Source organism: Winogradskyella ouciana, assembly GCF_009709615.1.
Lineage (GTDB): Bacteria > Bacteroidota > Bacteroidia > Flavobacteriales > Flavobacteriaceae > Winogradskyella > Winogradskyella ouciana.
Genome location: NZ_WJYA01000006.1, coordinates 279,409 through 301,255, shown reverse-complemented (window position 1 = coordinate 301,255; position 21,847 = coordinate 279,409). Strand labels below are relative to the sequence as shown.

Genomic DNA, 21,847 nt, shown 5'->3' with positions numbered 1-21,847 from the left:
TTATTAACTAAATACTTCTGTTATTAACTTTCTGCGATAACTTCAAAAGTAAAATCTACGGTTACAGATCTATGTAATCTAATTTCAGCATCGTACTGACCTAAACGCTTAATGTTACCACCTTGAATAGAGATAAACTTCTTTTCAATTTCGTGACCTTCGTTTCTAAGTGCATTAGCCAAATCCATATTGGTAATAGATCCAAATAATTTGTCACCTGCAGTTGCACCAGTACCAGCTTTTGCTGTTATCTTAATGTCTAATCCTTTTAGAGCTTCAGCAGTTTTTTCTGCTTCAGCAATAATAGATTTTTCCTTATAAGCTCTTTGCTTTAAGTTTTCTGCCAATACTTTCTTAGCAGAAGCCGTTGCCATTACAGCTTGACCTTGGGGAATTAAAAAATTTCTACCATAACCGTTCTTAACCGTTACAATGTCGTCTTTAAATCCTAAGTTCTCAACGTCTTGTTTTAATATAAGTTCCATTGTTATGATATTTTTATTTTAATAAATCAGCAACATATGGCATTAAAGCTAAATGTCTAGCTCTTTTTACCGCCACAGATACTTTTCTTTGGTATTTTAAAGATGTTCCTGTTAAACGTCTTGGTAACAATTTACCTTGCTCGTTTACGAAACTCAATAAAAAATCTGGATCTTTATAATCGATATACTTAATACCAGACTTTTTAAAACGACAATACTTCTTTTGCTTTGTAGTTTCTATATTTAAAGGAGTAAGATATCTGATTTCTCCGTCCTTTTTTCCTTTAGCTTGTTGTTCTATAGATGACATAATTACGCTTTTTGTTTGTTTCTATCTCTTCTCTTATCAGCCCAAGCCGCTGCGTGCTTGTCTAATTTCACAGTTAAGTAACGCATAAAACGCTCATCACGTCTAAACTCTACTTCTATTTGCTCGATGACTTCACCAGCAACAGTGTAATCAAATAAGTGATAAAAACCACTTTTTTTGTTTTGGATTGGATAAGCCAGCTTTTTTAAGCCCCAATCTTCCTTGGCTATCATCTTCGCACCTTTAGAAACAAGAAAATCTTCGTATTTCTTTACTGTCTCCTTTATCTGATCTTCAGATAAAACGGGATTTAAGATGAAAACAGTTTCATAACGATTCATAAATATTTGTTTTTTGTTGTTAAAACGGCTGCAAAAATACACATTAATTACTATTCTACCAACGATTTATAGTGTAAAATTTCAAAATATTCAACTACTAAAGATTGTGTTAAATTTTACACTTTGTCGGTAAAATTTGTTTTTTAACCGAATTTATCGTACTATTGTCGATATCTTAACCTAATAAAATATTAATGTTATGACTTTAAACTGTGTAGTTGTTGATGATTCTGCGATTCAACGTCTTTCTATAGTAAAGTTAATCGAGAATCATTCTTCGCTTAACCTTATTGCAGAATACAGCAGTGCGTTAGAAACAAAAAACGGTCTTAATACCCACAAAGTAGATCTTATCTTCTTAGATATAGAGATGCCTGTATTAAACGGTTTTGAACTCTTAGATGTACTCAACAACAAACCCCAAATTATTTTTGTTACAGGTAAAACGGAATATGCTTTTAAAGCATTTAATTACGACGCTACCGACTATCTTCAAAAACCAATCACTAAAGAACGTTTTAATACTGCCGTAGAAAAAGCTATTGAGCAGCATAAGTTGAAATTAGATTTCAACGAAACGGATGGTGAACACATCTTTGTGAAAAGTAACCTTAAAAAACGTAAAGTTTATATTAAGGATATTAAGTGGATTGAAGCCTTAGGCGATTATGTAAAAGTTGTAACAGAAGAAAATAGCTTAGTGGTATTATCTACCATGAAAGCTTTTGAAAAGGAATTACCAGAAGGGAAATTTTTAAGAATTCACAAATCTTATATCGTGAATTTAGATAAAATTGACCGTTTTAACAGTAAAAATGTTGAAGTTGGTGCTTACGAAATTCCATTGAGTCGAAATAAAAAGACACAATTGGTTGATGCTTTGAATAATATGTAAACCATTATTTTATCATTTAAAGCATTACATTATAATTTATTGAAAATCCCATCAGAAATGCTGGGATTTTTTACTTCAATAAAATTATATTTTAGATTCTGAAACAAGTTCAGAATGACAAATTGCTACTTAATTATTACATTTTAATGGGATTTTTTTGTTGCACTGTAAAAAGACACTTCGGGATAGACACCCCTTAAGTCCCCTCAAGGAGACAATCCAAAGAAGATACTTTAGAACAATTGTCCCCTTGAGGGGACTTTAGGGGTGTTTCTAGTAATTATCCACATTCAAAACCACTCGCACTGATCTAAAATCCTTAACTGAATTAAAGCTATTATCAATCTTTAAAATAGCTTCTTTTGTTTTGGCCAACGATTGCTTTTGCGGAATCTTAACAAGTATATTTTTATTGTAAAGGTTTCTAATTCGGGAAATTGGTGGAAATTCAGGCCCAAGGACATTGGCTTTAAATACCTGTCGAAGTGATTTTGCATACCAATCTGCTGCTAAATTCACTCTGTTGTAGTCTTTATGTTTAAAGGTTATTTTAATCAACCTATAAATCGGTGGATATTTATAGTTATATCTATCATTCATCTGCTCAGCATACATGTCCTTGTATGCATTGGTAGAAACTTGCTGCAAAATATTATGGTGTGGATTATACGTCTGAATTAATACCTTACCTCTAATATCAGTACGCCCTGCCCTACCCGAAACCTGAGCCATTAATTGGTAACTACGCTCATGCGCTCTAAAGTCTGGAAAATTCAATAGGTTGTCAGCATTCATAATACCAACGAGCTTAACATGTCTAAAGTCTAATCCTTTAGTGAGCATTTGCGTACCGACTAAAATATCCACTTCGCGTTGCTCAAAACTATTGATGATTTTCTCGAAACCATACTTACCTCTTGTGGTATCTAAATCCATTCGAGCTACTTTCTTTTCTGGGAATAAAACCTTTACCTCTTCTTCTATCTGCTCGGTTCCGAATCCTTTGGTATCTAACGTCGCATTTCCACAAGCCTGACAGCTCTTTAGCATTGCCGAATTATAACCACAATAATGACAACGTAACTGATCTCTATACTGATGGTAGGTTAAACTGACATCACAATTAGGGCATTGTGGCGAATTACCGCAAGTTGTACATTCAACAATTGGAGAAAACCCTCTTCGGTTCTGAAATAATATAATCTGAAAGCCTTGCTCTAAGGTTTCAGTCATTTCTTCAATCAGTCGATCCGAAAAATGACCTTTCATGCGTTTACGTTTGTACTTATCTGCCAAATCCACCAATTCAATATCTGGCATTAGTACATTGTTGTATCGTGTTTTTAATTCTATTAGCCCATACTTACCTTGGCTGGCATTAAAATAGCTTTCCAAACTTGGTGTAGCCGAACCTAAAAGTGTTTTAGCGTTATGCATATTCGCTAATACTACAGCTGCATCCCTTGCGTGGTAACGCGGTGCAGGGTCGAATTGTTTATAGGACTGCTCGTGCTCTTCGTCAACAATGATTAAACCTAAATTAGAAAATGGCAATAGCAATGCAGAACGCGCACCTATGACCACCTGTGCTTTTTCGGAATTATTGAGCAAATTATTCCAAACCTCAACACGCTCGTTACCGGAATATCGACTATGAAACACAGCGACCTTTTCTCCAAAATAATCTTGTAAACGTTGTACCAATTGGGTTGTCAATGCAATTTCTGGCAACAAATAAAGGACTTGTTTTCCAAGCTCCAATTGCTTTTCAATAAGCTGAACATAGATTTCTGTTTTACCAGATGACGTTACTCCATGCAATAACGCAACAAATCTGGTGTTAAAGGCTATTTCTATTTGATTAAAAGCTTCAGTTTGTGCTTCATTTAAAATTTTAGAATCGGCATCACCTTCACCTTCAAATTGAATACGGTCTGTTTTGATGTGGTATTCCTCTAAAATCCCTTTATCAATGAGTGCTTTTACCGTAGCTGAAGACGCTCCGCTTCGTTTTACCAATTCTGAAACTTGTATGGGTTTGTTTTCAGAAGCCTCTAAAGTGAATAGCGATAAAATTACTTCACGCTGTTTTGGTGCTCTACTGAGTGCATCCAATAATTCTTGAAGTTGTTTTTCGGATTTATAATGTTCATGAAGTTTTACATAGCGAACCAATTTAGGCTGATACTTTTCATAAAGTTCTTCTTGCAGATTGAGAACACCTTTTTCAACCAAACCATTAATAACAGGTAGTACACGTTTTTTATCTAAAATGGAAACCACATCCTGAATCTTTAAAGAAGACTGATATTGCAGAGCTTCGTAGATTAAAAACTCGTCATCCTTTAGCTCTAAATCGTTGACTTCATTTTTTTCGTTCTTAGAAATGATGGTTTCACTTTCTAATATAAAAGCGTTGGGCATTGCAGCACGCATTACTTCACCTATACTACACATATAATAGCTGGCAATCCATTCCCAATGTTTTAATTGCACTTCAGTAACAATTGGTTTTTCATCTAAAATCTGATGGATAGTTTTTGCTTCGTATGCTACTGGTGGATTATTATGAATACTATAAACTAAAGCCGTGTAAATCTTACTCTTTCCAAAAGGAACTGCGACTCTCATTCCTATTGTAAGAAATTCTGCTTCAGCCTCGGTAATGTGATAGGTAAATGCTTTTTGAAGCGGAATAGGTAGTATGACGTCCAAGAAATAGGTCATACTATTCATCATGATGTTTTTTAGGGTATTTTCTTAAAAACTGTAAAGATGCATTGAGCTCATATCCCAGAAGTAGAATATTGGAGTTTAACCATAGATAAAACAGTAGTATCAATAGCGCTCCAACTGAACCATATAATTCATTATACCTTCCAAAATTTTCTATGTACAATCCAAATAGAAATGAGGTCAGTATAATCAGTAGAGTGGTCAGTAATGCACCAACGGAAAAAAACCTGGAATGACGTCCTTCCTTTGTTCCAAAATAATACAGTGTTGCTGTTGCAAAGTATATAACTATGACAAAGAACAAGTATTTGGCAAATACTATCCATCCCAATTCCTTACTTGGGTCCACTCCAATTTTGCCACCAAAGCTTTCGTAGAGCGGTAGGATAACATATATCTGAACATACCCAAACACGGCAACCGACAGTATGAGAATAAATGCAAGAATGAGTGCAATACCAAGTGCGAACATATATTGCTTAAATACATTTCTATAAACTTGCCTATGGTAAGAGCTTTCAAAACCAGAAAAAACAGCATTAACACCATTTGCCATTAAAAAAACGGACAATACAAATACTGTTGAAATCAATTCTGCACTGGTGTTGTTTTGAATATCCTCAAAAATATAACCGAAAAAGAAATCTGAAGTTTGAGGTGGTAAGAACGAATTAAGAAACTCTAAAAAGTCGGTTTCAAATCCTTCAATTGGTATTTCTGGGATTACAATGATTACAAACAATAAAAACGGAAAAATTGCCGTAAAAAAACTAAAGGCAATAGCACTGGCTCTTGTGGTGAGTGCTCCTTTAATTATACCCATCACATAAAGCTCCAGTAGATCGTAAATAGATAACCCTTCAAAACCAGGCAACCTTATCTGCTTAAAAAAACGAGCGATTAGATTAAGAACAGGAATTTTATCGAGTTTATCTTCAATATGTTTTGTCATATTATACTGCCTTTAGGCTCAAATCCATATTATACACCGAATGCGTTAATGCTCCTGATGAAATATAATCCACACCACATTCGGCATATTTTCTAAGGGTATGTTCATTTATTCCACCAGAAGATTCCGTTAGACATTGGTCACCTATTAACTTTACTGCTTTGCGCGTGTTTTCGTAATTAAAATTATCTATTAAAATTCTGTACACACCTCCACAGTCTAAAATCTCTTTTATTTCTTCAAGATTACGAGCTTCTACGATTATTTTTAAATCTCTATTGGTGTCTTTTAAATATTGCTTGGTGAGGTTTATTGCTTTTGTAACACCACCAGCAAAATCAATGTGGTTATCCTTTAACATTATCATATCATAAAGCGCGAATCTGTGATTTTCACCACCTCCGATTTTTACAGCCCATTTTTCTAACGCTCTAATGCCTGGAGTGGTTTTTCTGGTGTCTAAAATCTTGGTTCCTGTACCTTCGAGCAAATCGACAAACTGCCTTGTTTTGGTTGCAATAGCACTCATACGTTGCATGGCATTTAACACCAAGCGCTCCGCTTTGAGAATGGACTGTGAAGCTCCTTCAATATAAAATACAATGTCACCATGCTTTACTTTGCTTCCGTCCTTTATTAGGGTTTCAACTTTCATATCGGCATCTACATAAGCAAACACATGTTTTGCAAATTCAACACCAGCAATTATACCTTTATCCTTAACCAATAATTTAGCTTTTCCATGAGCTGACGCAGGAATACAAGCTAATGAGCTATGATCGCCATCACCAACATCTTCGCGGATGGCATTGGCTATGATTAATCCTATTTCTTTATTGAATTGTTCTTGTGAAATCATGAAACCTAATATTTATTGTAAAAATAGGAATTGAAAGGTTAAAACTTCAAAAACTAAATACCAAATTCCAAAAAAGCATAACTTTGAAACCATGAACATAAAACTCATAGCCATAGGCAAAACCGACAATAAAAATCTTCAAGCCCTTATTGACGATTATAAAAAACGTCTTGGACATTATATTAGGTTTGAGTTTGAGATCATACCAGACCTAAAAAAGGTTAAACATTTGTCTGAAGCTCAACAGAAAGTTAAGGAAGGTGAACTCATACTTTCTAAAACCGAGAAATCAGACATACTTATTCTACTTGATGAAAACGGTAAGCAAATGGATTCGGTGGCTTTCTCAAACTATTTACAAAAGCACATGAACTCTGGTATAAAAACCCTAGTCTTTGTAATTGGTGGCCCTTATGGCTTTTCTGATGAAGTCTATAGCAGATCTAACGGAAAGTTAGGTTTGTCTAAAATGACATTTTCCCATCAAATGGTTCGGCTGTTTTTTATAGAGCAGTTGTATAGAGGCTTTACGATTTTAAGGAATGAACCTTATCATCATCGTTAGTAACTAAAATCAAACATGTTGTTCGGATGCATTCAATAAGTCATTTACGCTCGCTCTAAATACTTTGTATGAATCTGATTCCTTTTCTTTCGGAGTAACATTTTCCAAGTAGGACTCAAGCAGTATTCTGCTATTCATAACTTGTTTAACATTACCAGAAAAGTCTAGCATCGCCATAGACCAATCACTCCATATTTTTTGCTCAGTTGATTGCTCTAAAAGAGTTGTAACCTTAAAATGTCTTTTATCTGCCTTTATCTCCTTATATAGATCTATAATAGCATCCTTTGGTCCCTGTATGAGTTGAATAAATTTATTATCAGCATAAACAATACATCCTGTGATTTTAAGCCTTTTGTTTTTACGCTTGGCTTTCATAAGCATAAGCTCTATATCCATAGGCGCAAAATGAGACTGGGATTTTGATTGGTATATTACGGAATAGTACATTTTTTTTTAACTACTAAATTTTAAACTGCCATTAATAAACTAGGATTAGACACACATTGCGATGGCAGCACTCCAAATTTTTGTTTAAATATTTTACTGAAATAGCTTCTGCTTGAGAACCCAATACTATATACCAACTCAGAAACATTATAATCCGTTTCTTTTATAAGCTGTGCGGCTTTGTCTAAGCGTTTGTCTCTGACATACGAAGAAATTGTTGCATTAAAGAGATAATTAAATCCTAATTGCAACTTAGCTGGGTTAAGACCAGATATTTTCACTAATCTATCAATTGATAGATTCTCTGTTATATTTGAGTTTATAAAACTTTCTAAAGCTACTACTTTATCCAATTCTGAAGGTCTTAAGGGAGCTTCAATACCGTTAGTCTTAGAATCCTCTTGGTGTCTCTCCCATTGCGATGCCATAATATTTAAAATAGCGGCTTCAATAAACAATAAATCTGAAGATGACGGATTATTGTTATCTATAATTTTTTTCGCATAAATCGCTGGTTTAAAACAGATTCGACCTAAATATCTAAAATCTTCTTGTTTAAAATTATTTGATAATTCCTTAACTGCAGCTGTTCTTAAATCCAAGTTTTTATCCTCATCAATAATCCTCATACTATATGTATTATCAAAAATTATAATACAAGCTTTAACAGGAACACCACTTAAAAATGTAATGAAATTTGTCGTCTTTGGTGTTCTGCCAAATATAGAATTCTGACGAAAGGATATACATTCTAATCTAGAGTTATTTAAGAATTTTTGCTTTAAATGACCTTCCAGGCAATATATAAAGTCAATATTATGAGAAGTTTTGTTCTGAAGACTTATGCTTTGATCTTCACTAAAAACCACATCAAACGTAATCGCAGAAATAGAATCAGAAATTCTAACAATTGATATAGAACCGTTACCAAAAGTCGCGCTAAGAGTCATACTAACATAACTCTCATTAAAATAATGACTTGCATCTGAAAAAGCCGATAAAGACTTAGTTATCTCACCAATATCTGACCCAACGATATTTACATTTGTCATTAAAAAAAACCGTTTGTTTAATCATTAAAGATATAACTTTAGTAAAAAATAGTAAAACATTTAATTCACCAGAGTTAAAATAAATTATAAATTACTGTATTTCAACTATATATGAAACATATTGTTTTAGGCTATTTAATAAACCTAAGCGTAAAGAACGTTAAACAAAACTCTATTCTGAGCATTTTTCTTAATAGACTTTATAAATCTCTTTCCGTTTTTCCAATTGTCTTTTTAGATCGCTAATGGTTTGATTAACTGCCAACTCATAGGTGTGCTCATTTGAGGTGGCAAACAGTCTCGGGCCAGGTAAGCTCAATTCTATATTACAGATTTTTCCAGCATCATGGTTTTTATCATTGTGTTTTATATATACTTGCGCGGATATTAGAAACTCATATTTATTAGCTAATTTATCCAATCTTTCTTGGATGTACGTAGATAACGCTTCACTTACATCGGTGTTTACATACTGAAAATTTACGGTCATAGTTCTTACTTTTTAAGTTAATATTAGCTAACTCTAAGATACAAAATTTAAGGCTTTTTACCACTGACATTTGTCATAAAAAAGCATTAAAATTATAAATGGCTGAAAACCTGAAAGACAGATTTATTATGGTATACCATTATCACTGTCCTTTTGAAATAAAAAACTTAATTCCTATAAAATAAATTTATATTTGGGTTAAATTCTTAATCCATGCAACTCGTCTTCGCCACCAATAACCAAAACAAGCTAAAGGAAGTCCAGGCTTTAGTACCTAAACATATCAAATTATTAAGCTTGGCAGATATCCTTTGTATTGAAGATATCCCAGAAACACAACCTACCATAGAAGGCAATGCCATACAAAAGGCGGAATACGTTAAAACCAATTATGGCTTCGATTGCTTTGCAGATGATACAGGTTTAGAGGTGGAAGCCCTAAATGGTGAGCCTGGTGTGTTTTCGGCACGTTATGCTGGTCCGCAGCGCAATGCAGATGATAACATGGACAAACTGCTCTCAGCGTTAGAAAACAAAGACTCCCGAAAAGCCCAATTTAAAACCGTCATCGCCTTACACCTTAACGGAAAACTCGAAACCTTTACAGGCATTTGCAAAGGTGAAATCACCAACAAAAAACACGGTGACAAAGGCTTTGGCTACGACCCTGTTTTTAGACCAGAGAGCTACCAAGACACCTTTGCCGAGATGGATCTAGAACTTAAAAATAAAATAGGACATAGAGGAAAAGCAATTGCATTACTTATTTTCCATCTTAATACATTACAATAATGAAAAAGCACTTATGTATATTGTTGATACTGCTTACAGCAATCAAAGTATCAGCTCAAGACGACTCAAAATTACCAGAAACAAAACCACTCGTCATTGGCGAAACAGTCACATTCCATTCTGCAGTGCTGGATGAAAACCGTACCCTCAATATATATTTACCTCAAAACTACGTGGCGGACTCCACCAAAACCTATCCCGTAATTTATTTGTTGGATGGCGCTTTAGACGAAGATTTTATCCATATCGCTGGGATTGTACAATTCGGGTCGTTTTCTTGGATTAATATGGTACCAGAATCCATAGTTGTAGGCATTGCCAATGTGGACAGAAAACGCGATTTCACCTACCCAACCACTATTGCGCAAGATAAAAAAGACTTTCCTACATCTGGCAAATCCGAGAATTTTATCAATTTTATCGAAAAAGACCTTCAACCCTTTATACAAGAACATTACAGAATAGAAGGCACTTCAACCATCATTGGGCAATCCTTGGGAGGCTTATTGGCCACAGAAATTCTGTACAATAAACCAGAGTTGTTTGATAACTATATCATTGTAAGCCCAAGTTTATGGTGGGACAACCAATCACTTTTAAAACTAGAACCTAAAGCCTATCATTCTGAAAAGCAAATTTATGTCGCTGTGGGTAAAGAAGGTGAGATTATGGAACGTGATGCCAAATCCCTATACCAAAACTTAGAGGCCAATAAAAAAGAGAACACCAAAGTGTACTTTCAATTTTTAGAAGCACAAGACCATGGCGATACTTTGCATTTGTCGGTTTATGGTGCTTTTGAGGTGTTATTTGATAAAGATAACTAATTATTGATTGCTTATAACTAAGCAGTTAAATGAATTATTGATTTTCTTAAACAAAAGACAAATTTGACTTAATAGACGATAAGCGTAACCAAAAATTGCCAATCCAATTAATTCCCCTACCTTTGCAACTTCAAAATCAAAAGATTGTATTTTGAGTACTCCTCAGAGTGAGGATGTGTTACCGGAAGTCTAAGGTTTAAGTATGTCGATACACTTCTTATGTAACACTGCATAACGTTATCGAATACTTACTTATTAGAATGAACACATTCCAAGAATTAGGTCTTAATGAAGACCTTCTTAAGGCTATTACGGATTTAGGTTTTGAAACACCTAGTGAAGTCCAAGACAAAGCCATCCCAGTTTTATTAGAAAAAGAAAGCGACCTTGTGGCACTGGCACAAACAGGTACTGGTAAAACAGCTGCCTTTGGTTTCCCTATGCTACAAAAAATTGATGTAGATAGTAGAACCACACAAGGGCTTATCCTATCACCTACGCGTGAGCTTTGTTTACAAATTACCAACGAACTTAAGCTTTATGGCAAGTACTGTAAAGGCTTAAACGTTGTTGCCATTTATGGTGGTGCAAGCATTACAGACCAAGCCAAACAAGTAAAACGTGGAGCGCAAATTATTGTAGCGACACCAGGTCGTATGAAAGATATGATCAGTAGAAAACTGGTCGATATCTCAAAAATTCAATACAGCGTATTGGACGAAGCTGATGAAATGCTCAACATGGGCTTTTATGAAGATATTACCGATATCCTTTCACATACACCAGAAGACAAAAGTACATGGTTGTTTTCGGCTACGATGCCAAAAGAAGTGTCTAGTATTGCCAAAAAGTTTATGTACGATCCTATTGAAATCACTGTAGGAAACAAAAACGAAAGCACCAGCAACGTTTCGCACGAGTATTATTTAGTCAATGCCAGAGACCGTTATCAAGCCTTAAAACGTTTGGCAGATGCCAATCCAGATATATTTTCTGTAATTTTCTGTAGAACAAAACGCGATACCCAAAAAGTAGCCGAAAACTTAATTGAAGATGGTTATTCTGCTGGTGCATTACACGGAGATTTAAGTCAAAACCAACGTGATTTGGTGATGAAATCCTTTAGAAACAAGCAGATTCAAATGCTTGTGGCTACAGATGTTGCCGCTCGTGGTATCGATGTAGATGACATTACACACGTTATCAATTACCAATTACCAGATGAGATTGAAACCTATACACACCGTTCTGGTCGTACAGGACGTGCTGGTAAAACTGGTGTCTCTATGGTTATTGTTTCTAAAAGTGAAGTTAGAAAGATAAAAAGTATTGAGCGCATTATTAAAAAGCAGTTCGAAAAGAAAGACATTCCTTCTGGTATGGAAATCTGCGAAGTGCAATTAATGAGCTTGGCAAATAAAATTCACAATACAGAAGTCAGTAATGAAATTGATAAGTACCTAGACAGTATCAATGAATTGTTTGAAGATACCGACAAAGACGAGTTGATTAAAAAATTCTTCTCGGTGGAATTTTCGCGCTTCTTTAATTATTACCAAAAATCGAAAGATTTGGCCGTTTCAGATTCGAGAGACTCTGACGGAGGCCGCGATTATGGTAAATCATCAGATGACACGCGTTATTTTATCAACGTAGGTCGTAAAGATGGTTACGATTGGATGAAGCTAAAGGATTTCTTAAAAGAAGTTTTAGAACTAGGCAGAGATGATGTTTTTAAAGTAGATGTAAAGGATAGTTTTTCATTCTTTAATACCGAAAAAGCACTTCAGGAAAAAGTATTGACATTCTTTACAGATTACAAACACGATGGTCGTTTTGTAAATGTAGAGGTCAGTGAAAACCGAGGCCGTAGCGGAGGTGGAAGACGAGATAAAGGTCGTGGAAGAAGTGATAGACGCTCTAGTGGTGGAGGTCGCAGACGCGATGATAAACCAAGAAGCGAAAGACGTTCTCGCAGAAGCGGTGATTCAGACAGAAACGATAGAAAGCGTTCTGATAGTCCAAAACCGAGACGTTCTAAGTCGGCTTCTGATAGACCAAGACGTTCTAGACGTTAATAAAATTTCAAATCACAAAGACTAAATTCCAATATATAATACATGTATTGGAATTTGATTTTTAGTTTATGTTTTTTGAGATTTAGGCATAGCCCTATTTTGTTAATATTAAGTCAAATCGCAATAGCGATATGTTAAAATCCGTTTTGTTTAGTACCTTTACAACGTAATCGACACAAATGCGGTATTTACTAATTATATTATTTTGTTTTACTACAGTTTACAGCTATAGCCAAGACAGCACAGCCACAAAAACTCCCGAGACGGTTAAAGGAACTATTGTAAGTTCTACATCAGAAGAGCCTTTAAGTGATGTTAATATTGTGAATATTAACCAAGTTGTAGGTGTGGCTACGGATGAAAACGGTGAATTTGAGATTAAGGCTAAAGCCAATGATACCTTGCACTTATCGTATCTAGGCTATAAATCCATCAAAGTCCGTGTAACCAATGACTGGTTAAAATTTGGAAATACTGAAATAGTTATGACCGAATTGGCATTGGCGCTAGAAGAAGTTACGGTGAAATCCCTTGAACTTACGGGTTATTTAGAAGTGGATATGAAACAGGTTCCTATTCGCAACAATAATCAATATAGAATTTCTGGTTTATACGGTAAAGCTTATGAAGGTGGTAAACCTAATATTGCCACCAAAGTCTTGGGCGCTATTTTTAATCCAGCAGACTTCCTCTATAATATGTTTGGAAAAAAACCAAACGAGATGCACAAGCTTAAAAAGATTAAGGAAGATGACGAGATTAGGAATCAGTTAGCAAAACGTTTTGATAGGGAAATGTTGATGGTATTGCTTCAGGTGACTAAATATGATTTAGATGAAATCGTTAACCAATGTAACTACTCAAAAGACTTTATAAATACGGCCAACGATCTTCAAATTTTAGATGCCATAAGTGAATGCTACGAAGAATACAAAGTGATTCAGCGTAGTAAAGACCGTAAAAAGAAAAAAGATAAGGCATAATTCCTATTTACTGGAATGAAGGGCAACTCTATTGCCTTCAGTATCTATAAAAGCTCCCATAAAACCGTGTTCATCTGAGATTTTAGTTTTTGGCTGATAGATTTTTCCTCCTGCATCTTCTATCCTATCCAATTCATTCTGTACATCCTCACACATAAAATAGACTAATGTTCCTTCTTGACTTGGAATATAAGACTCTTGCTTAATTAATGTGCCTGTGGCACCATGACCATCATTGTGATTGGGGAACCAACCCATTAACATACCGCCAAAATCCACTTCCTGAATTTCTACCTTAAATACGGTTTCGTAAAACTTTTTTGCACGACTCATGTCGCTAACCGGAATTTCGAACCATCCTATCATAATTATATGTTTTTGTTAATGTGGACTACTAATCATCCATTGAATACCAAACTTATCAACTCCACTTCCAAATTTCCCTCCCCAAAATACATCATTATAAGGCATAGTTACTTCACCATCTTCCATTAAACTAGAAAAAATGGCATAGCCTTGCTCTTCATCATCAGCAGCGATACTAACATGGTAGTTATTACCTTTATTTATAGGCTTAAAAAAATTATCTGACGCTTTTAACTCACAACCATTTCCAAAGGATAAAGTAGCATGCATAATTTTATTTTCTATCTCGGGCTTGCTATATTCAGGTGGGCCATCCTTATACCGCATCATGACTTGGTATTCTCCGTCAAAAACATCTTTATAGAAGTCTATTGCCTCCTCACAATTACCATCAAAAGAAAGATAGACATCACATTTCATAATTATTGAATTTAGTTAGTTCTTAAAGTTACGAAAATTAGCGTTGTGAATGGTATCGTTCTACGATGGAGTCGTAATTTTTAATGGTCTTTTTAATCCAGTCGAATCGTTTTTCAATCCATTCCTTTTCAGTCAATTTCCAATCGATTTCAGATTTACGCAATTTTGAAGTCACATGCTGTAGAATAATTGCAGCAGATACAGAAATATTAAGACTCTCTGTAAAACCAACCATGGGAATCTTCAGGAAGCAGTCTGCCTCGTCCAAAACGTGTTGCGAAAGCCCTTCGGTTTCCCTTCCGAAGAAAAAACAAGCTTTTTGGGAAATGTCAAAATCAATAAGATCACAATCTTCAGCATGTGGACTTGTCGCTACAATTTGATAACCTTTGGATTTTAAATCTTCTATACAGGATTTTGTGGAGTGATATCGATTTAGATCCACCCATTTTTGGGCTCCCATGGCAATCTCCCTATCTATACGTTTTGAGTTGACCTCCTCTATAACATTAACCTCCTGTATGCCAAACACGTCACAAGAACGAATCACAGCACTTGTATTATGCAATTGATAGACATCTTCTGTTGCTACAGTAAAATGTTTAGTGCGCTGTGCTAAAACCTTTTGAAACCGTTGTTTTCTGTGCTCAGTGAGATAGGACTCTAAGTGATTGAGAAGTTTTAAATCTGACATAGGATAAAAATAAAAAAACCTAGCCGTAAAGCTAGGTTTAATATAAAATATTGAAATGTATTATTCATTAATACCAATATCTCCTTGAGCAACTAAGGTGGCTAAATTAGCTGCGCTTAAATGTACATTGATATAGCCATCAACTGTTAAAACATCATCGTAGCCAAATGCAGTTTCATCATCTAAGGCAGACACATTGGTTTTACTAACACCAGTTGTACCATCTACAGAATTAAAAGTAAATAAAATTGCACCAGGTGCAGTAGCAACACTACCAGCATGTATATGTGCTGGGTGCATTTCACCATCCACGCTATTAATTATATCCAGGGTTGCTAGTGCTTCACCATTAACACGCTGTTCGAAGGTTGCTGTACCAGAAGCTGTAGGTACATCCACTGAATTTAGTACGTAGACCTTAGATTCTCCTGTCAATTCATTCTGTCCAATATCACCTTGGGCAACTAGCGTTCCTAAGTCACTTGAACTTAAATGAACGTTAATGTAACCATCGTAGTCTAAAATATCCACGTAAGCAATAGCATCTACATTGGTTTTGCTCACACCAGTGGTTCCATCAACAGAATTAAACGTAAATACTATATCACCACCTTCAGCAGCTGTATTAGCATGTATATGCGCTGGATGCATAGCTCCATCTGTAGTATTTTCTAAATCGATGATAGCTAAAGCTTCACCATTAACACGTTCTTGAAACGTAGCCGTACCAGAAATCGCAGGATCATCTACCGAGTCTAATGCATAAACTTTGGATTCTCCTGTCAATTCATTCTCACCAATATCACCTTGAGCCACTAGTGTTCCTAAATCACTGGCACTTAAGTGTACATTAATGTAGCCATCAAATGTTATTAATTGATCATAGGTAATCGGATTACCATCATCTAATTCGCTAACAATAACCGTACTAAATCCAGTAGAACCATCAACAGTACCTAAGGTTACGGCGATATCACCACCTTCTGCAGCAGAATTAAAATGAATATGAGCAGGATGCATTCCACCACTTGGTGTTCCTACAAGCTCTAACTCAACGGTCGTAGAATTATTACTATTTTCTATAAATCTGGCTGTTCCAAAAATATTAGGGTCATCTACGGACACTAATGCGTAAGTTTTGGAATTGCCTGTCGGACCAATAACATTTCCGTCATCATCTAGACTACAACTTGTAAAGCCTAATGTGATAAAAAATATTATTGTAAATTTTAAAATGTTTTTCATAAGTATAATAGTTTTTGAGATTTAGTCTAAACTTATATTAAAATCAAAGATTAACTTTGCTATAAAGCAATCTATTTTAACTCATTTAATGACATTATGAGCCAACACGAAAAAAAACACATCGTTGTATTGACAGGAGCTGGTATGAGTGCCGAAAGTGGTGTTAAAACCTTTAGGGACCATGATGGTCTTTGGGAAGGACATGATGTTATGCAAGTGGCTTCACCTGAAGGGTTTAGAAAAAACCCTGAATTGGTTTTAGATTTTTATAACCAAAGAAGACGACAGCTAAAAGAAGTAGAACCCAACCAAGCACATAGAGATTTAGCTGCGCTAGAAAAGGATTACAAGGTGACCATTATTACGCAAAATGTAGATGATCTGCACGAACGTGCTGGAAGTACTGATGTGGTGCATTTACATGGTGAATTACTGAAAATAAGAAGTACTGGCAACCCTAACGACATTAAAACTTGGACTGAAGATATTAATCTTGGTGATCTGTGTAATGAAGGTTATCAATTACGCCCTCATATTGTTTGGTTTGGCGAAGATGTACCTATGATCGAAACTGCCGTTAAAATTTGCTACGCTTCTGATATTCTTATTATTATAGGTACAAGTATGCAAATGTATCCTGCTGCTAGTTTAATTAATTATGTACAACCAGACACTGTCATTTATTATATAGATCCTAGACCAGCTATAAGCAATGATGGTAATGTGAATGTTATAGCTAAATCTGCCACAGAAGGCATGAAAGATTTATTAACCATTTTAAAAACCGATATGATATGAAAACGAATCAACTTTATACAATTCTCTTTTTGTTGTCTTTGTACTGTTGTCAAAACAGTAAAAAAGCAAATAATACAATAAATGAAACGGATTGTATTGAATCTGTTTTAGCAAAGGATAGTGAACTTGGTAAAACCAGAAACCATGAGTGCGAAACAATAACGTTGCATCAGACCATTGAAAATTACACTAAAGCCATGCAAAATCTTAATTTTGAAGGTTGTCCAGAGGCATTCAGTACGGCTTTTGAAGGCCACATTTCTGCTTGGGACCGTATGGGTGAATTTACAAAAGCATATTCTGATTTAAGAGGGGAAATGCACGTATTGTTTGATAGTATTGAAAAAACTAAGGATAGTACCCAGTTTAAAGCGTTACTAAAAAACATTTGGGGAACTTGGGCAGAAGTTGAAGCGGCACAACCTAATTCTAAATAAGAATTATTAAGCAATTAATTAATATTGAAACCAAAAAGCCCATTAAATTAATCATCTTTGCTCAGTTTAAAAAAGTCGTTCACTGGCTTTCCAAAAACCTCTGATAACTTTAAAGCCAAAACCGTAGAAGGCACATATCGATTAGCTTCAATGGAATTAATGGTTTGGCGAGACACTCCAATTTTCTTTGCCAAATCATCTTGGGTTAAATCTAAAATGGCACGTTCTACTTTAATTGTATTTTCCATTATCTGTTACGTTTTAATATTTCAAAAAACATAATTTGGATAATTAGCATAAAAGACAAGACCTGAAAGTAACTAAAATCATTGTGCTTAGACGCCTCATAAATAAAATTGTTTACGATATAGTCTGCAACAGGTTGAATTAAACTGTACATAACAGCCATAATAAATGCTAAGGTGTAAGCCTTAAATCGCAATGTTGTAACCATTTCATCTTCTATTTTCTCTTTAGATAAGGTTACGATTAAAAGTCCCACCAGCAACCCTTTTCGCAAAACATCCTTGAGCCATAAGGGCTCATTATCTATAAATTTTAAAGCTATCATAATTCCAAAAATCAGAAGACAAATAATTGTACCTCTTAATTTCCAAACATTTGGTAACTGAAATTCAGACCATTTTTCGATTTTGGTACGCTCACAATCCATTAGTTTTTTTGCATTCATAATTGACAAATATATTTTCTATTAAGTAAAATTATTTTTACTATATGACAAATATACTTTACATTATTGGGTTTTGCAAATGGTTTTATTGAAACTTGGCTTTGTAAAAATTTTCAGCTAACTTCGTTAACGCTTGATAAAAAACATTGAAACGATTTTTTATCAGAGACATTAACGAAACTCAAAATCACTTATTCTTAGCCTCAATCCACTTGCTCATATACTTAGAACTTTGCAGAGTTTGATGTTGCAACAAATTACCAATAAAGTTATTTTGACGATGGCTTTTTAGATTTTTTATAAGCTCATCTATTCTATTTTCAAAACCAGATTCAAAATCTGTTTTATTAAAACGCTCGTTAATTACTTTAAAACCATTTTGTTGCTTGTTTTGCCAAACTTCAGATTCATTGTATAACGTAATAGCTTTTTCAGCAAATGCTTTAGCATCATTTTCTATAAATCCATTTGCTTCCAATTCGCCAAACATACCTTCTGCTGCAATACTAGACATAACACATGGTGTACCATTTTGCATAGCATCAACGAGTTTACCTTTGAGTCCTGCTCCAAAACGCAATGGTGCTAAACATACTGTAGATTTTTGCATCACTTCATTGACATCTTGGGCAAAGCCTTTAATTAAAAAGCCTTCTTGTTCATTATTTAATTGTGTAACCTTTTGAGATTCGTAAGCGCCATAAATATGCAATTCTGCTTTTGGTAGTTCTCGTCTTATCAATGGCCAGATAGTTTGCTTTAGATGCAAAACCGCATCGTAATTGGGTGGATGCAAAAAATTACCGATTGTGATGTAGTGTTGTCGATCTTCAAAAGTTGGTAACTGCGTATTAGTGTCTTTAGAAATTGGGTCTAGTAAAAACGGCAAATAGTGTACTAAGTTTGTATCAATATTGAACTGCTCAGTCAGAATTTCGATTTCAGCCTCAGAAATCATTAAACTTAAGTCACATCGGTAGATACTGGCAATTTCACGTTTGGTAGTATCGTTTTGCAAATGTTCAACCGTCACTTCCACTCCATCCTTTAAAGCCAATTCCCTAGCTTTTCTTAAGCCGTGGAAATCTTCGGTATCTAAAATTCGTAGTGCATTTGGGCAATGCTCTGCCACGCGCCAGCCATATTGTTCTTCAGTCATAAAGCGGTCGAACATTACAACCTCTGGATTCAACTCTGTAATAAATATATCAAAAGACGAATCATTTAATACGATAACTCGAGTTTTAACACCAATACCAGAAAGATTAAACGTGTTTTGAGATGGTTTTGCCGCAGAAGCAAATGTAATGTCAAAACCTTGCTTTTGAAACTGCTCTATAAGCTGCAACATCCGACTTCCTGCAGCAGAACTGTTGGGCTCTGGCCATACAAAACCAATAATTAAAAGGTTGCTATTTGACATAACAACCTTTTAAATTAAAGTGAATAGTGTATAAATATTTAGATGTAGAATACATTATGTGTTTTCTAATCCTTTAAATAAACAAAACGCTCGAGACGCTTAAGCTCTTTATCATCTACGTATTTCCCGATTTCTTTTCTAAATTGGTCCAGGTTTTTGTAAGGTCTGTATTCCTCAAATTCGTGCGCCATACGATTGCCAACACCTGGCAGTGCCTTAATATCTTCTTCTGAAGCCGTGTTTAATTCTACAGGAACGAACACATAGTTTAAATAGCGTTCTACTTCCTCATCATCTACGTACTTACCAATTTCTCTCTTAAACTGCTTTATGCTAATGTATGGTCTGTACTCTTCAAACTCATGCGCCATTTTATCTCCAACACCAGGAATCATCTTAAAATCAGCCTCAGCAGTTGTATTTAGATTAAAGGGAACGAACATTTTTTTATAAAGTTCTTCTTTATTTTCACCTTCTAGCATCGCATCCAAATCTTTCATATCAACAAAAGGTCTTTTTTCTAAAATTTGAGAAACGATTTCTGAAGATAGTCCTAATCCCTGCAAATCGGCTTCGGTAGCAAGATTTGCATTTAAAACTGTACTAGTTTCAGCTTCTGTCTCTTTTGTCATTTCTTTTTCAGTCGTTTCTGCTGAGTTGTTTATTTCTTGTTTTTCTTCATTCGAATTTTTACAAGATGTTAGGCTTAGGCCTATTAAAACGCATACTACGAGTAACTTTGTTATATTTTTCATTGTTTTTGATTTATAAGTATTAAATATGAATATCCAATTAATGCTAAAACTACCATACTAAAAGGTGCCAATGCTGGTAATGCACCAGACAAACTCTCTATAAACAGATCCCAATTATTTGCTGTCGGCTTCATATCACGCTCAAACTCAAAATTGGCATCCAGGTGCAAATAAAAACCATAAATACCACTAAGTGCAGTAATTAAAAGAAGCCATTTAAAAAAGTTCTTTATCCATCTAGTTCTATAAAAAATTAGAAGAATTACAGTTAAACTAATTAAGCCAGTGCAAAGTATTGGAATAAGTTGTGAAAGACTTTCATAATGATCCAAAAGATACAATTCTAATACGGTACCTATTACCATTAAAATAAAAGCAGATAAAATAACTTTCTTTAAGCTCAATTGATGTTTAGTATCTATTTTTATTAGTATGATGTTACAAAATTACACACGAATGACTGGAAATAAAAATTATTTAGATAAATTCTAAATAAAATTAATTCATTTTTATCCGAAACTATTTTTTAGCGGTAAAATTGATAAATTTATACTTCGAAGCTAATCAAAATTAAACTAAAAAGCTTTTTCTTTTTTGACGAAAGACCAACTATATAATGAACTTAACTACGTGAATCATTCGCGCGAAAAGCGCTTGCACTATGCAAATCTAGTTATTGCCAATCCACAACTAGTAAAACCACTCTTAGAAATTCTTTTTGAAGTTGATGATAAAATTTCGTGCAGAGCCGCCTGGGTTTTTGAATTTATGTGTGGCGAAAAACTAGAAGCCATTATTCCACATCTCAATTTATTTACGGAAAATATTGCGAAAGTACATTTAGATCCTGCCGTTAGACCAGTAGCCAAAGTTTGTGAATATCTTATTAAAGATTACTACTCAAAGCATGACAATAAAATTAAATCTGCACTAACTGAACAACACAAAGAGAAAATTGTTGAAGCCTGTTTTGATTGGATGATTAACGACGAAAAAATTGCACCCAAAGCCTATTCCATGAACTCTTTGTATCTACTCGGTAATGAATATGATTGGATTCATCCAGAATTAGCAATGATCTTAGAGCGTGACTTTCAGATGCAAAGTTCAGGATTTAAAGCAAGAGCAAGACATATCCTAAAAAAAATAAAACCCAAAAACTAAATACCAAATTACAAAAACTTATGACTCCACGCTTCGTGC

At 34.7% G+C, this 21,847-nt stretch carries 27 protein-coding genes; 9 read left to right on the top strand and 18 right to left on the bottom strand.

Annotated features, from left to right (window positions below; all coding sequences use genetic code 11):
• Nucleotides 1-23: 23 nt before the first annotated feature.
• From rplI to rpsF, 3 genes are read right to left on the bottom strand one after another with little or no spacing between them, the layout of a single operon-like run.
• Nucleotides 24-485: a 50S ribosomal protein L9 gene (gene rplI, locus F1003_RS11380; protein WP_155089548.1), complete on the bottom strand. Its 462-nt coding sequence runs from the start codon at nt 483-485 to the stop codon at nt 24-26.
• A 13-nt stretch (nt 486-498) separates the two neighbouring features.
• Nucleotides 499-798, bottom strand: coding sequence for a 30S ribosomal protein S18 (gene rpsR, locus F1003_RS11375; protein WP_273289456.1), 300 nt, complete (start codon nt 796-798; stop codon nt 499-501).
• The gene (gene rpsF / locus F1003_RS11370) at nt 798-1,136 is read right to left on the bottom strand and encodes a 30S ribosomal protein S6 (RefSeq protein ID WP_155089546.1); all 339 of its coding nucleotides are present in this window, start codon (nt 1,134-1,136) and stop codon (nt 798-800) included. Before rpsF ends, rpsR begins: the two co-directional genes overlap by 1 nt.
• 199 nt (nt 1,137-1,335) lie before the next feature.
• Between rpsF and F1003_RS11365 the strand changes: the two genes are divergently transcribed.
• Complete coding sequence (locus F1003_RS11365) at nt 1,336-2,031, top strand: LytR/AlgR family response regulator transcription factor (RefSeq protein WP_076620930.1); 696 nt, start codon at nt 1,336-1,338, stop codon at nt 2,029-2,031.
• Nucleotides 2,032-2,304: 273 nt separating this feature from the next.
• Here F1003_RS11365 and priA read toward each other — a convergent pair whose 3' ends face one another.
• The 3 genes from priA to nadC are packed head-to-tail and all read right to left on the bottom strand — an operon-like array spanning nt 2,305 to nt 6,578.
• Nucleotides 2,305-4,758, bottom strand: coding sequence for a replication restart helicase PriA (priA, locus tag F1003_RS11360; RefSeq protein ID WP_155089635.1), 2,454 nt, complete (start codon nt 4,756-4,758; stop codon nt 2,305-2,307).
• 1 nt (nt 4,759) lies between these two features.
• Nucleotides 4,760-5,719: a YihY/virulence factor BrkB family protein gene (locus F1003_RS11355; protein ID WP_155089545.1), complete on the bottom strand. Its 960-nt coding sequence runs from the start codon at nt 5,717-5,719 to the stop codon at nt 4,760-4,762.
• A gap of 1 nt (nt 5,720) precedes the next feature.
• Nucleotides 5,721-6,578: a carboxylating nicotinate-nucleotide diphosphorylase gene (nadC, locus tag F1003_RS11350; RefSeq protein WP_155089544.1), complete on the bottom strand. Its 858-nt coding sequence runs from the start codon at nt 6,576-6,578 to the stop codon at nt 5,721-5,723.
• A 91-nt stretch (nt 6,579-6,669) separates the two neighbouring features.
• Between nadC and rlmH the strand changes: the two genes are divergently transcribed.
• A complete protein-coding gene (gene rlmH / locus F1003_RS11345; protein ID WP_155089543.1) occupies nt 6,670-7,143 on the top strand; it encodes a 23S rRNA (pseudouridine(1915)-N(3))-methyltransferase RlmH in 474 nt (157 codons plus the stop codon).
• A gap of 9 nt (nt 7,144-7,152) precedes the next feature.
• Here the strand turns inward: rlmH and F1003_RS11340 are convergent, their stop codons facing one another.
• The 3 genes from F1003_RS11340 to hpf form a co-directional block, all read right to left on the bottom strand.
• A complete protein-coding gene (locus F1003_RS11340; protein ID WP_155089542.1) occupies nt 7,153-7,593 on the bottom strand; it encodes a BLUF domain-containing protein in 441 nt (146 codons plus the stop codon).
• Between the two features lie 20 nt (nt 7,594-7,613).
• Nucleotides 7,614-8,645: a helix-turn-helix transcriptional regulator gene (locus F1003_RS11335; RefSeq protein ID WP_155089541.1), complete on the bottom strand. Its 1,032-nt coding sequence runs from the start codon at nt 8,643-8,645 to the stop codon at nt 7,614-7,616.
• 190 nt (nt 8,646-8,835) lie between these two features.
• Nucleotides 8,836-9,135, bottom strand: coding sequence for a ribosome hibernation-promoting factor, HPF/YfiA family (hpf, locus tag F1003_RS11330; RefSeq protein WP_155089540.1), 300 nt, complete (start codon nt 9,133-9,135; stop codon nt 8,836-8,838).
• A gap of 213 nt (nt 9,136-9,348) precedes the next feature.
• Here hpf and F1003_RS11325 point away from each other — a divergent pair, with 213 nt between their 5' ends.
• From F1003_RS11325 to F1003_RS11310, 4 genes are all read left to right on the top strand, one after another.
• The gene (locus F1003_RS11325) at nt 9,349-9,927 is read left to right on the top strand and encodes a non-canonical purine NTP diphosphatase (RefSeq protein WP_155089539.1); all 579 of its coding nucleotides are present in this window, start codon (nt 9,349-9,351) and stop codon (nt 9,925-9,927) included.
• On the top strand, nt 9,927-10,754 hold the full coding sequence (locus tag F1003_RS11320; RefSeq protein WP_155089538.1) for an alpha/beta hydrolase: 828 nt from the start codon (nt 9,927-9,929) through the stop codon (nt 10,752-10,754). The genes F1003_RS11325 and F1003_RS11320 overlap by 1 nt, the downstream gene beginning before the upstream one ends.
• 260 nt (nt 10,755-11,014) lie before the next feature.
• On the top strand, nt 11,015-12,832 hold the full coding sequence (locus F1003_RS11315) for a DEAD/DEAH box helicase (RefSeq protein WP_155089537.1): 1,818 nt from the start codon (nt 11,015-11,017) through the stop codon (nt 12,830-12,832).
• A 179-nt stretch (nt 12,833-13,011) separates the two neighbouring features.
• Entirely contained in the window at nt 13,012-13,815 is an 804-nt protein-coding gene (locus F1003_RS11310) for a carboxypeptidase-like regulatory domain-containing protein (protein WP_155089536.1), read from the top strand.
• A 3-nt stretch (nt 13,816-13,818) separates the two neighbouring features.
• On the opposite strand, the gene F1003_RS11305 is transcribed toward F1003_RS11310, so the two are convergent.
• Genes F1003_RS11305 through F1003_RS11290 form a run of 4 tightly spaced genes read right to left on the bottom strand, consistent with a single transcriptional unit; the run spans nt 13,819 to nt 16,540 of the window.
• Nucleotides 13,819-14,181: a VOC family protein gene (locus F1003_RS11305; RefSeq protein ID WP_155089535.1), complete on the bottom strand. Its 363-nt coding sequence runs from the start codon at nt 14,179-14,181 to the stop codon at nt 13,819-13,821.
• A gap of 15 nt (nt 14,182-14,196) precedes the next feature.
• Nucleotides 14,197-14,601, bottom strand: a complete 405-nt coding sequence (locus F1003_RS11300; RefSeq protein WP_155089534.1) for a VOC family protein — start codon at nt 14,599-14,601, stop codon at nt 14,197-14,199.
• A 37-nt stretch (nt 14,602-14,638) separates the two neighbouring features.
• Nucleotides 14,639-15,295 (bottom strand): TrmH family RNA methyltransferase, encoded by a 657-nt coding sequence (locus tag F1003_RS11295; protein WP_155089533.1) that lies wholly within the window; start codon nt 15,293-15,295, stop codon nt 14,639-14,641.
• A gap of 60 nt (nt 15,296-15,355) precedes the next feature.
• Nucleotides 15,356-16,540 carry a hypothetical protein gene (locus F1003_RS11290; RefSeq protein WP_155089532.1) on the bottom strand — a complete coding sequence of 395 codons (1,185 nt, stop codon included), beginning with the start codon at nt 16,538-16,540 and terminating at the stop codon, nt 15,356-15,358.
• Nucleotides 16,541-16,636: 96 nt separating this feature from the next.
• Here F1003_RS11290 and F1003_RS11285 point away from each other — a divergent pair, with 96 nt between their 5' ends.
• Together F1003_RS11285 and F1003_RS11280 are read left to right on the top strand one after the other, a co-directional pair.
• Entirely contained in the window at nt 16,637-17,338 is a 702-nt protein-coding gene (locus F1003_RS11285) for an SIR2 family NAD-dependent protein deacylase (protein ID WP_155089531.1), read from the top strand.
• Nucleotides 17,335-17,775: a hypothetical protein gene (locus tag F1003_RS11280; RefSeq protein ID WP_155089530.1), complete on the top strand. Its 441-nt coding sequence runs from the start codon at nt 17,335-17,337 to the stop codon at nt 17,773-17,775. Before F1003_RS11285 ends, F1003_RS11280 begins: the two co-directional genes overlap by 4 nt.
• A 47-nt stretch (nt 17,776-17,822) precedes the next feature.
• On the opposite strand, the gene F1003_RS11275 is transcribed toward F1003_RS11280, so the two are convergent.
• The 5 genes from F1003_RS11275 to F1003_RS11255 form a co-directional block, all read right to left on the bottom strand.
• The gene (locus F1003_RS11275; protein WP_155089529.1) at nt 17,823-18,023 is read right to left on the bottom strand and encodes a helix-turn-helix transcriptional regulator; all 201 of its coding nucleotides are present in this window, start codon (nt 18,021-18,023) and stop codon (nt 17,823-17,825) included.
• Complete coding sequence (locus F1003_RS11270) at nt 18,023-18,466, bottom strand: hypothetical protein (RefSeq protein ID WP_155089528.1); 444 nt, start codon at nt 18,464-18,466, stop codon at nt 18,023-18,025. The genes F1003_RS11275 and F1003_RS11270 overlap by 1 nt, the downstream gene beginning before the upstream one ends.
• A gap of 187 nt (nt 18,467-18,653) precedes the next feature.
• Entirely contained in the window at nt 18,654-19,889 is a 1,236-nt protein-coding gene (locus tag F1003_RS11265) for a glycosyltransferase family 4 protein (RefSeq protein ID WP_155089527.1), read from the bottom strand.
• A gap of 65 nt (nt 19,890-19,954) precedes the next feature.
• Nucleotides 19,955-20,644, bottom strand: coding sequence for a helix-hairpin-helix domain-containing protein (locus tag F1003_RS11260; RefSeq protein WP_155089526.1), 690 nt, complete (start codon nt 20,642-20,644; stop codon nt 19,955-19,957).
• Nucleotides 20,641-21,048, bottom strand: a complete 408-nt coding sequence (locus tag F1003_RS11255) for a hypothetical protein (RefSeq protein WP_155089525.1) — start codon at nt 21,046-21,048, stop codon at nt 20,641-20,643. Before F1003_RS11255 ends, F1003_RS11260 begins: the two co-directional genes overlap by 4 nt.
• Nucleotides 21,049-21,238: 190 nt before the next feature.
• Here F1003_RS11255 and F1003_RS11250 point away from each other — a divergent pair, with 190 nt between their 5' ends.
• Nucleotides 21,239-21,808 (top strand): HEAT-like fold family protein, encoded by a 570-nt coding sequence (locus F1003_RS11250; protein WP_155089524.1) that lies wholly within the window; start codon nt 21,239-21,241, stop codon nt 21,806-21,808.
• The last annotated feature ends 39 nt before the right edge of the window (nt 21,809-21,847 follow it).

Excerpts from the sequence above, each read along its gene's own strand:
- rplI (WP_155089548.1), bottom strand. The coding sequence starts at position 485 with ATGGAACTTATATTAAAACAAGACGTTGAGAACTTAGGATTTAAAGAC.
- rpsF (WP_155089546.1), bottom strand. The coding sequence starts at position 1,136 with ATGAATCGTTATGAAACTGTTTTCATCTTAAATCCCGTTTTATCTGAA.
- F1003_RS11365 (WP_076620930.1), top strand. The coding sequence starts at position 1,336 with ATGACTTTAAACTGTGTAGTTGTTGATGATTCTGCGATTCAACGTCTT.
- priA (WP_155089635.1), bottom strand. The coding sequence starts at position 4,758 with ATGACCTATTTCTTGGACGTCATACTACCTATTCCGCTTCAAAAAGCA.
- F1003_RS11355 (WP_155089545.1), bottom strand. The coding sequence starts at position 5,719 with ATGACAAAACATATTGAAGATAAACTCGATAAAATTCCTGTTCTTAAT.
- nadC (WP_155089544.1), bottom strand. The coding sequence starts at position 6,578 with ATGATTTCACAAGAACAATTCAATAAAGAAATAGGATTAATCATAGCC.
- rlmH (WP_155089543.1), top strand. The coding sequence starts at position 6,670 with ATGAACATAAAACTCATAGCCATAGGCAAAACCGACAATAAAAATCTT.
- F1003_RS11340 (WP_155089542.1), bottom strand. The coding sequence starts at position 7,593 with ATGTACTATTCCGTAATATACCAATCAAAATCCCAGTCTCATTTTGCG.
- F1003_RS11335 (WP_155089541.1), bottom strand. The coding sequence starts at position 8,645 with ATGACAAATGTAAATATCGTTGGGTCAGATATTGGTGAGATAACTAAG.
- hpf (WP_155089540.1), bottom strand. The coding sequence starts at position 9,135 with ATGACCGTAAATTTTCAGTATGTAAACACCGATGTAAGTGAAGCGTTA.
- F1003_RS11325 (WP_155089539.1), top strand. The coding sequence starts at position 9,349 with ATGCAACTCGTCTTCGCCACCAATAACCAAAACAAGCTAAAGGAAGTC.
- F1003_RS11320 (WP_155089538.1), top strand. The coding sequence starts at position 9,927 with ATGAAAAAGCACTTATGTATATTGTTGATACTGCTTACAGCAATCAAA.
- F1003_RS11315 (WP_155089537.1), top strand. The coding sequence starts at position 11,015 with ATGAACACATTCCAAGAATTAGGTCTTAATGAAGACCTTCTTAAGGCT.
- F1003_RS11310 (WP_155089536.1), top strand. The coding sequence starts at position 13,012 with ATGCGGTATTTACTAATTATATTATTTTGTTTTACTACAGTTTACAGC.
- F1003_RS11305 (WP_155089535.1), bottom strand. The coding sequence starts at position 14,181 with ATGATAGGATGGTTCGAAATTCCGGTTAGCGACATGAGTCGTGCAAAA.
- F1003_RS11300 (WP_155089534.1), bottom strand. The coding sequence starts at position 14,601 with ATGAAATGTGATGTCTATCTTTCTTTTGATGGTAATTGTGAGGAGGCA.
- F1003_RS11295 (WP_155089533.1), bottom strand. The coding sequence starts at position 15,295 with ATGTCAGATTTAAAACTTCTCAATCACTTAGAGTCCTATCTCACTGAG.
- F1003_RS11290 (WP_155089532.1), bottom strand. The coding sequence starts at position 16,540 with ATGAAAAACATTTTAAAATTTACAATAATATTTTTTATCACATTAGGC.
- F1003_RS11285 (WP_155089531.1), top strand. The coding sequence starts at position 16,637 with ATGAGCCAACACGAAAAAAAACACATCGTTGTATTGACAGGAGCTGGT.
- F1003_RS11280 (WP_155089530.1), top strand. The coding sequence starts at position 17,335 with ATGAAAACGAATCAACTTTATACAATTCTCTTTTTGTTGTCTTTGTAC.
- F1003_RS11275 (WP_155089529.1), bottom strand. The coding sequence starts at position 18,023 with ATGGAAAATACAATTAAAGTAGAACGTGCCATTTTAGATTTAACCCAA.
- F1003_RS11270 (WP_155089528.1), bottom strand. The coding sequence starts at position 18,466 with ATGAATGCAAAAAAACTAATGGATTGTGAGCGTACCAAAATCGAAAAA.
- F1003_RS11265 (WP_155089527.1), bottom strand. The coding sequence starts at position 19,889 with ATGTCAAATAGCAACCTTTTAATTATTGGTTTTGTATGGCCAGAGCCC.
- F1003_RS11260 (WP_155089526.1), bottom strand. The coding sequence starts at position 20,644 with ATGAAAAATATAACAAAGTTACTCGTAGTATGCGTTTTAATAGGCCTA.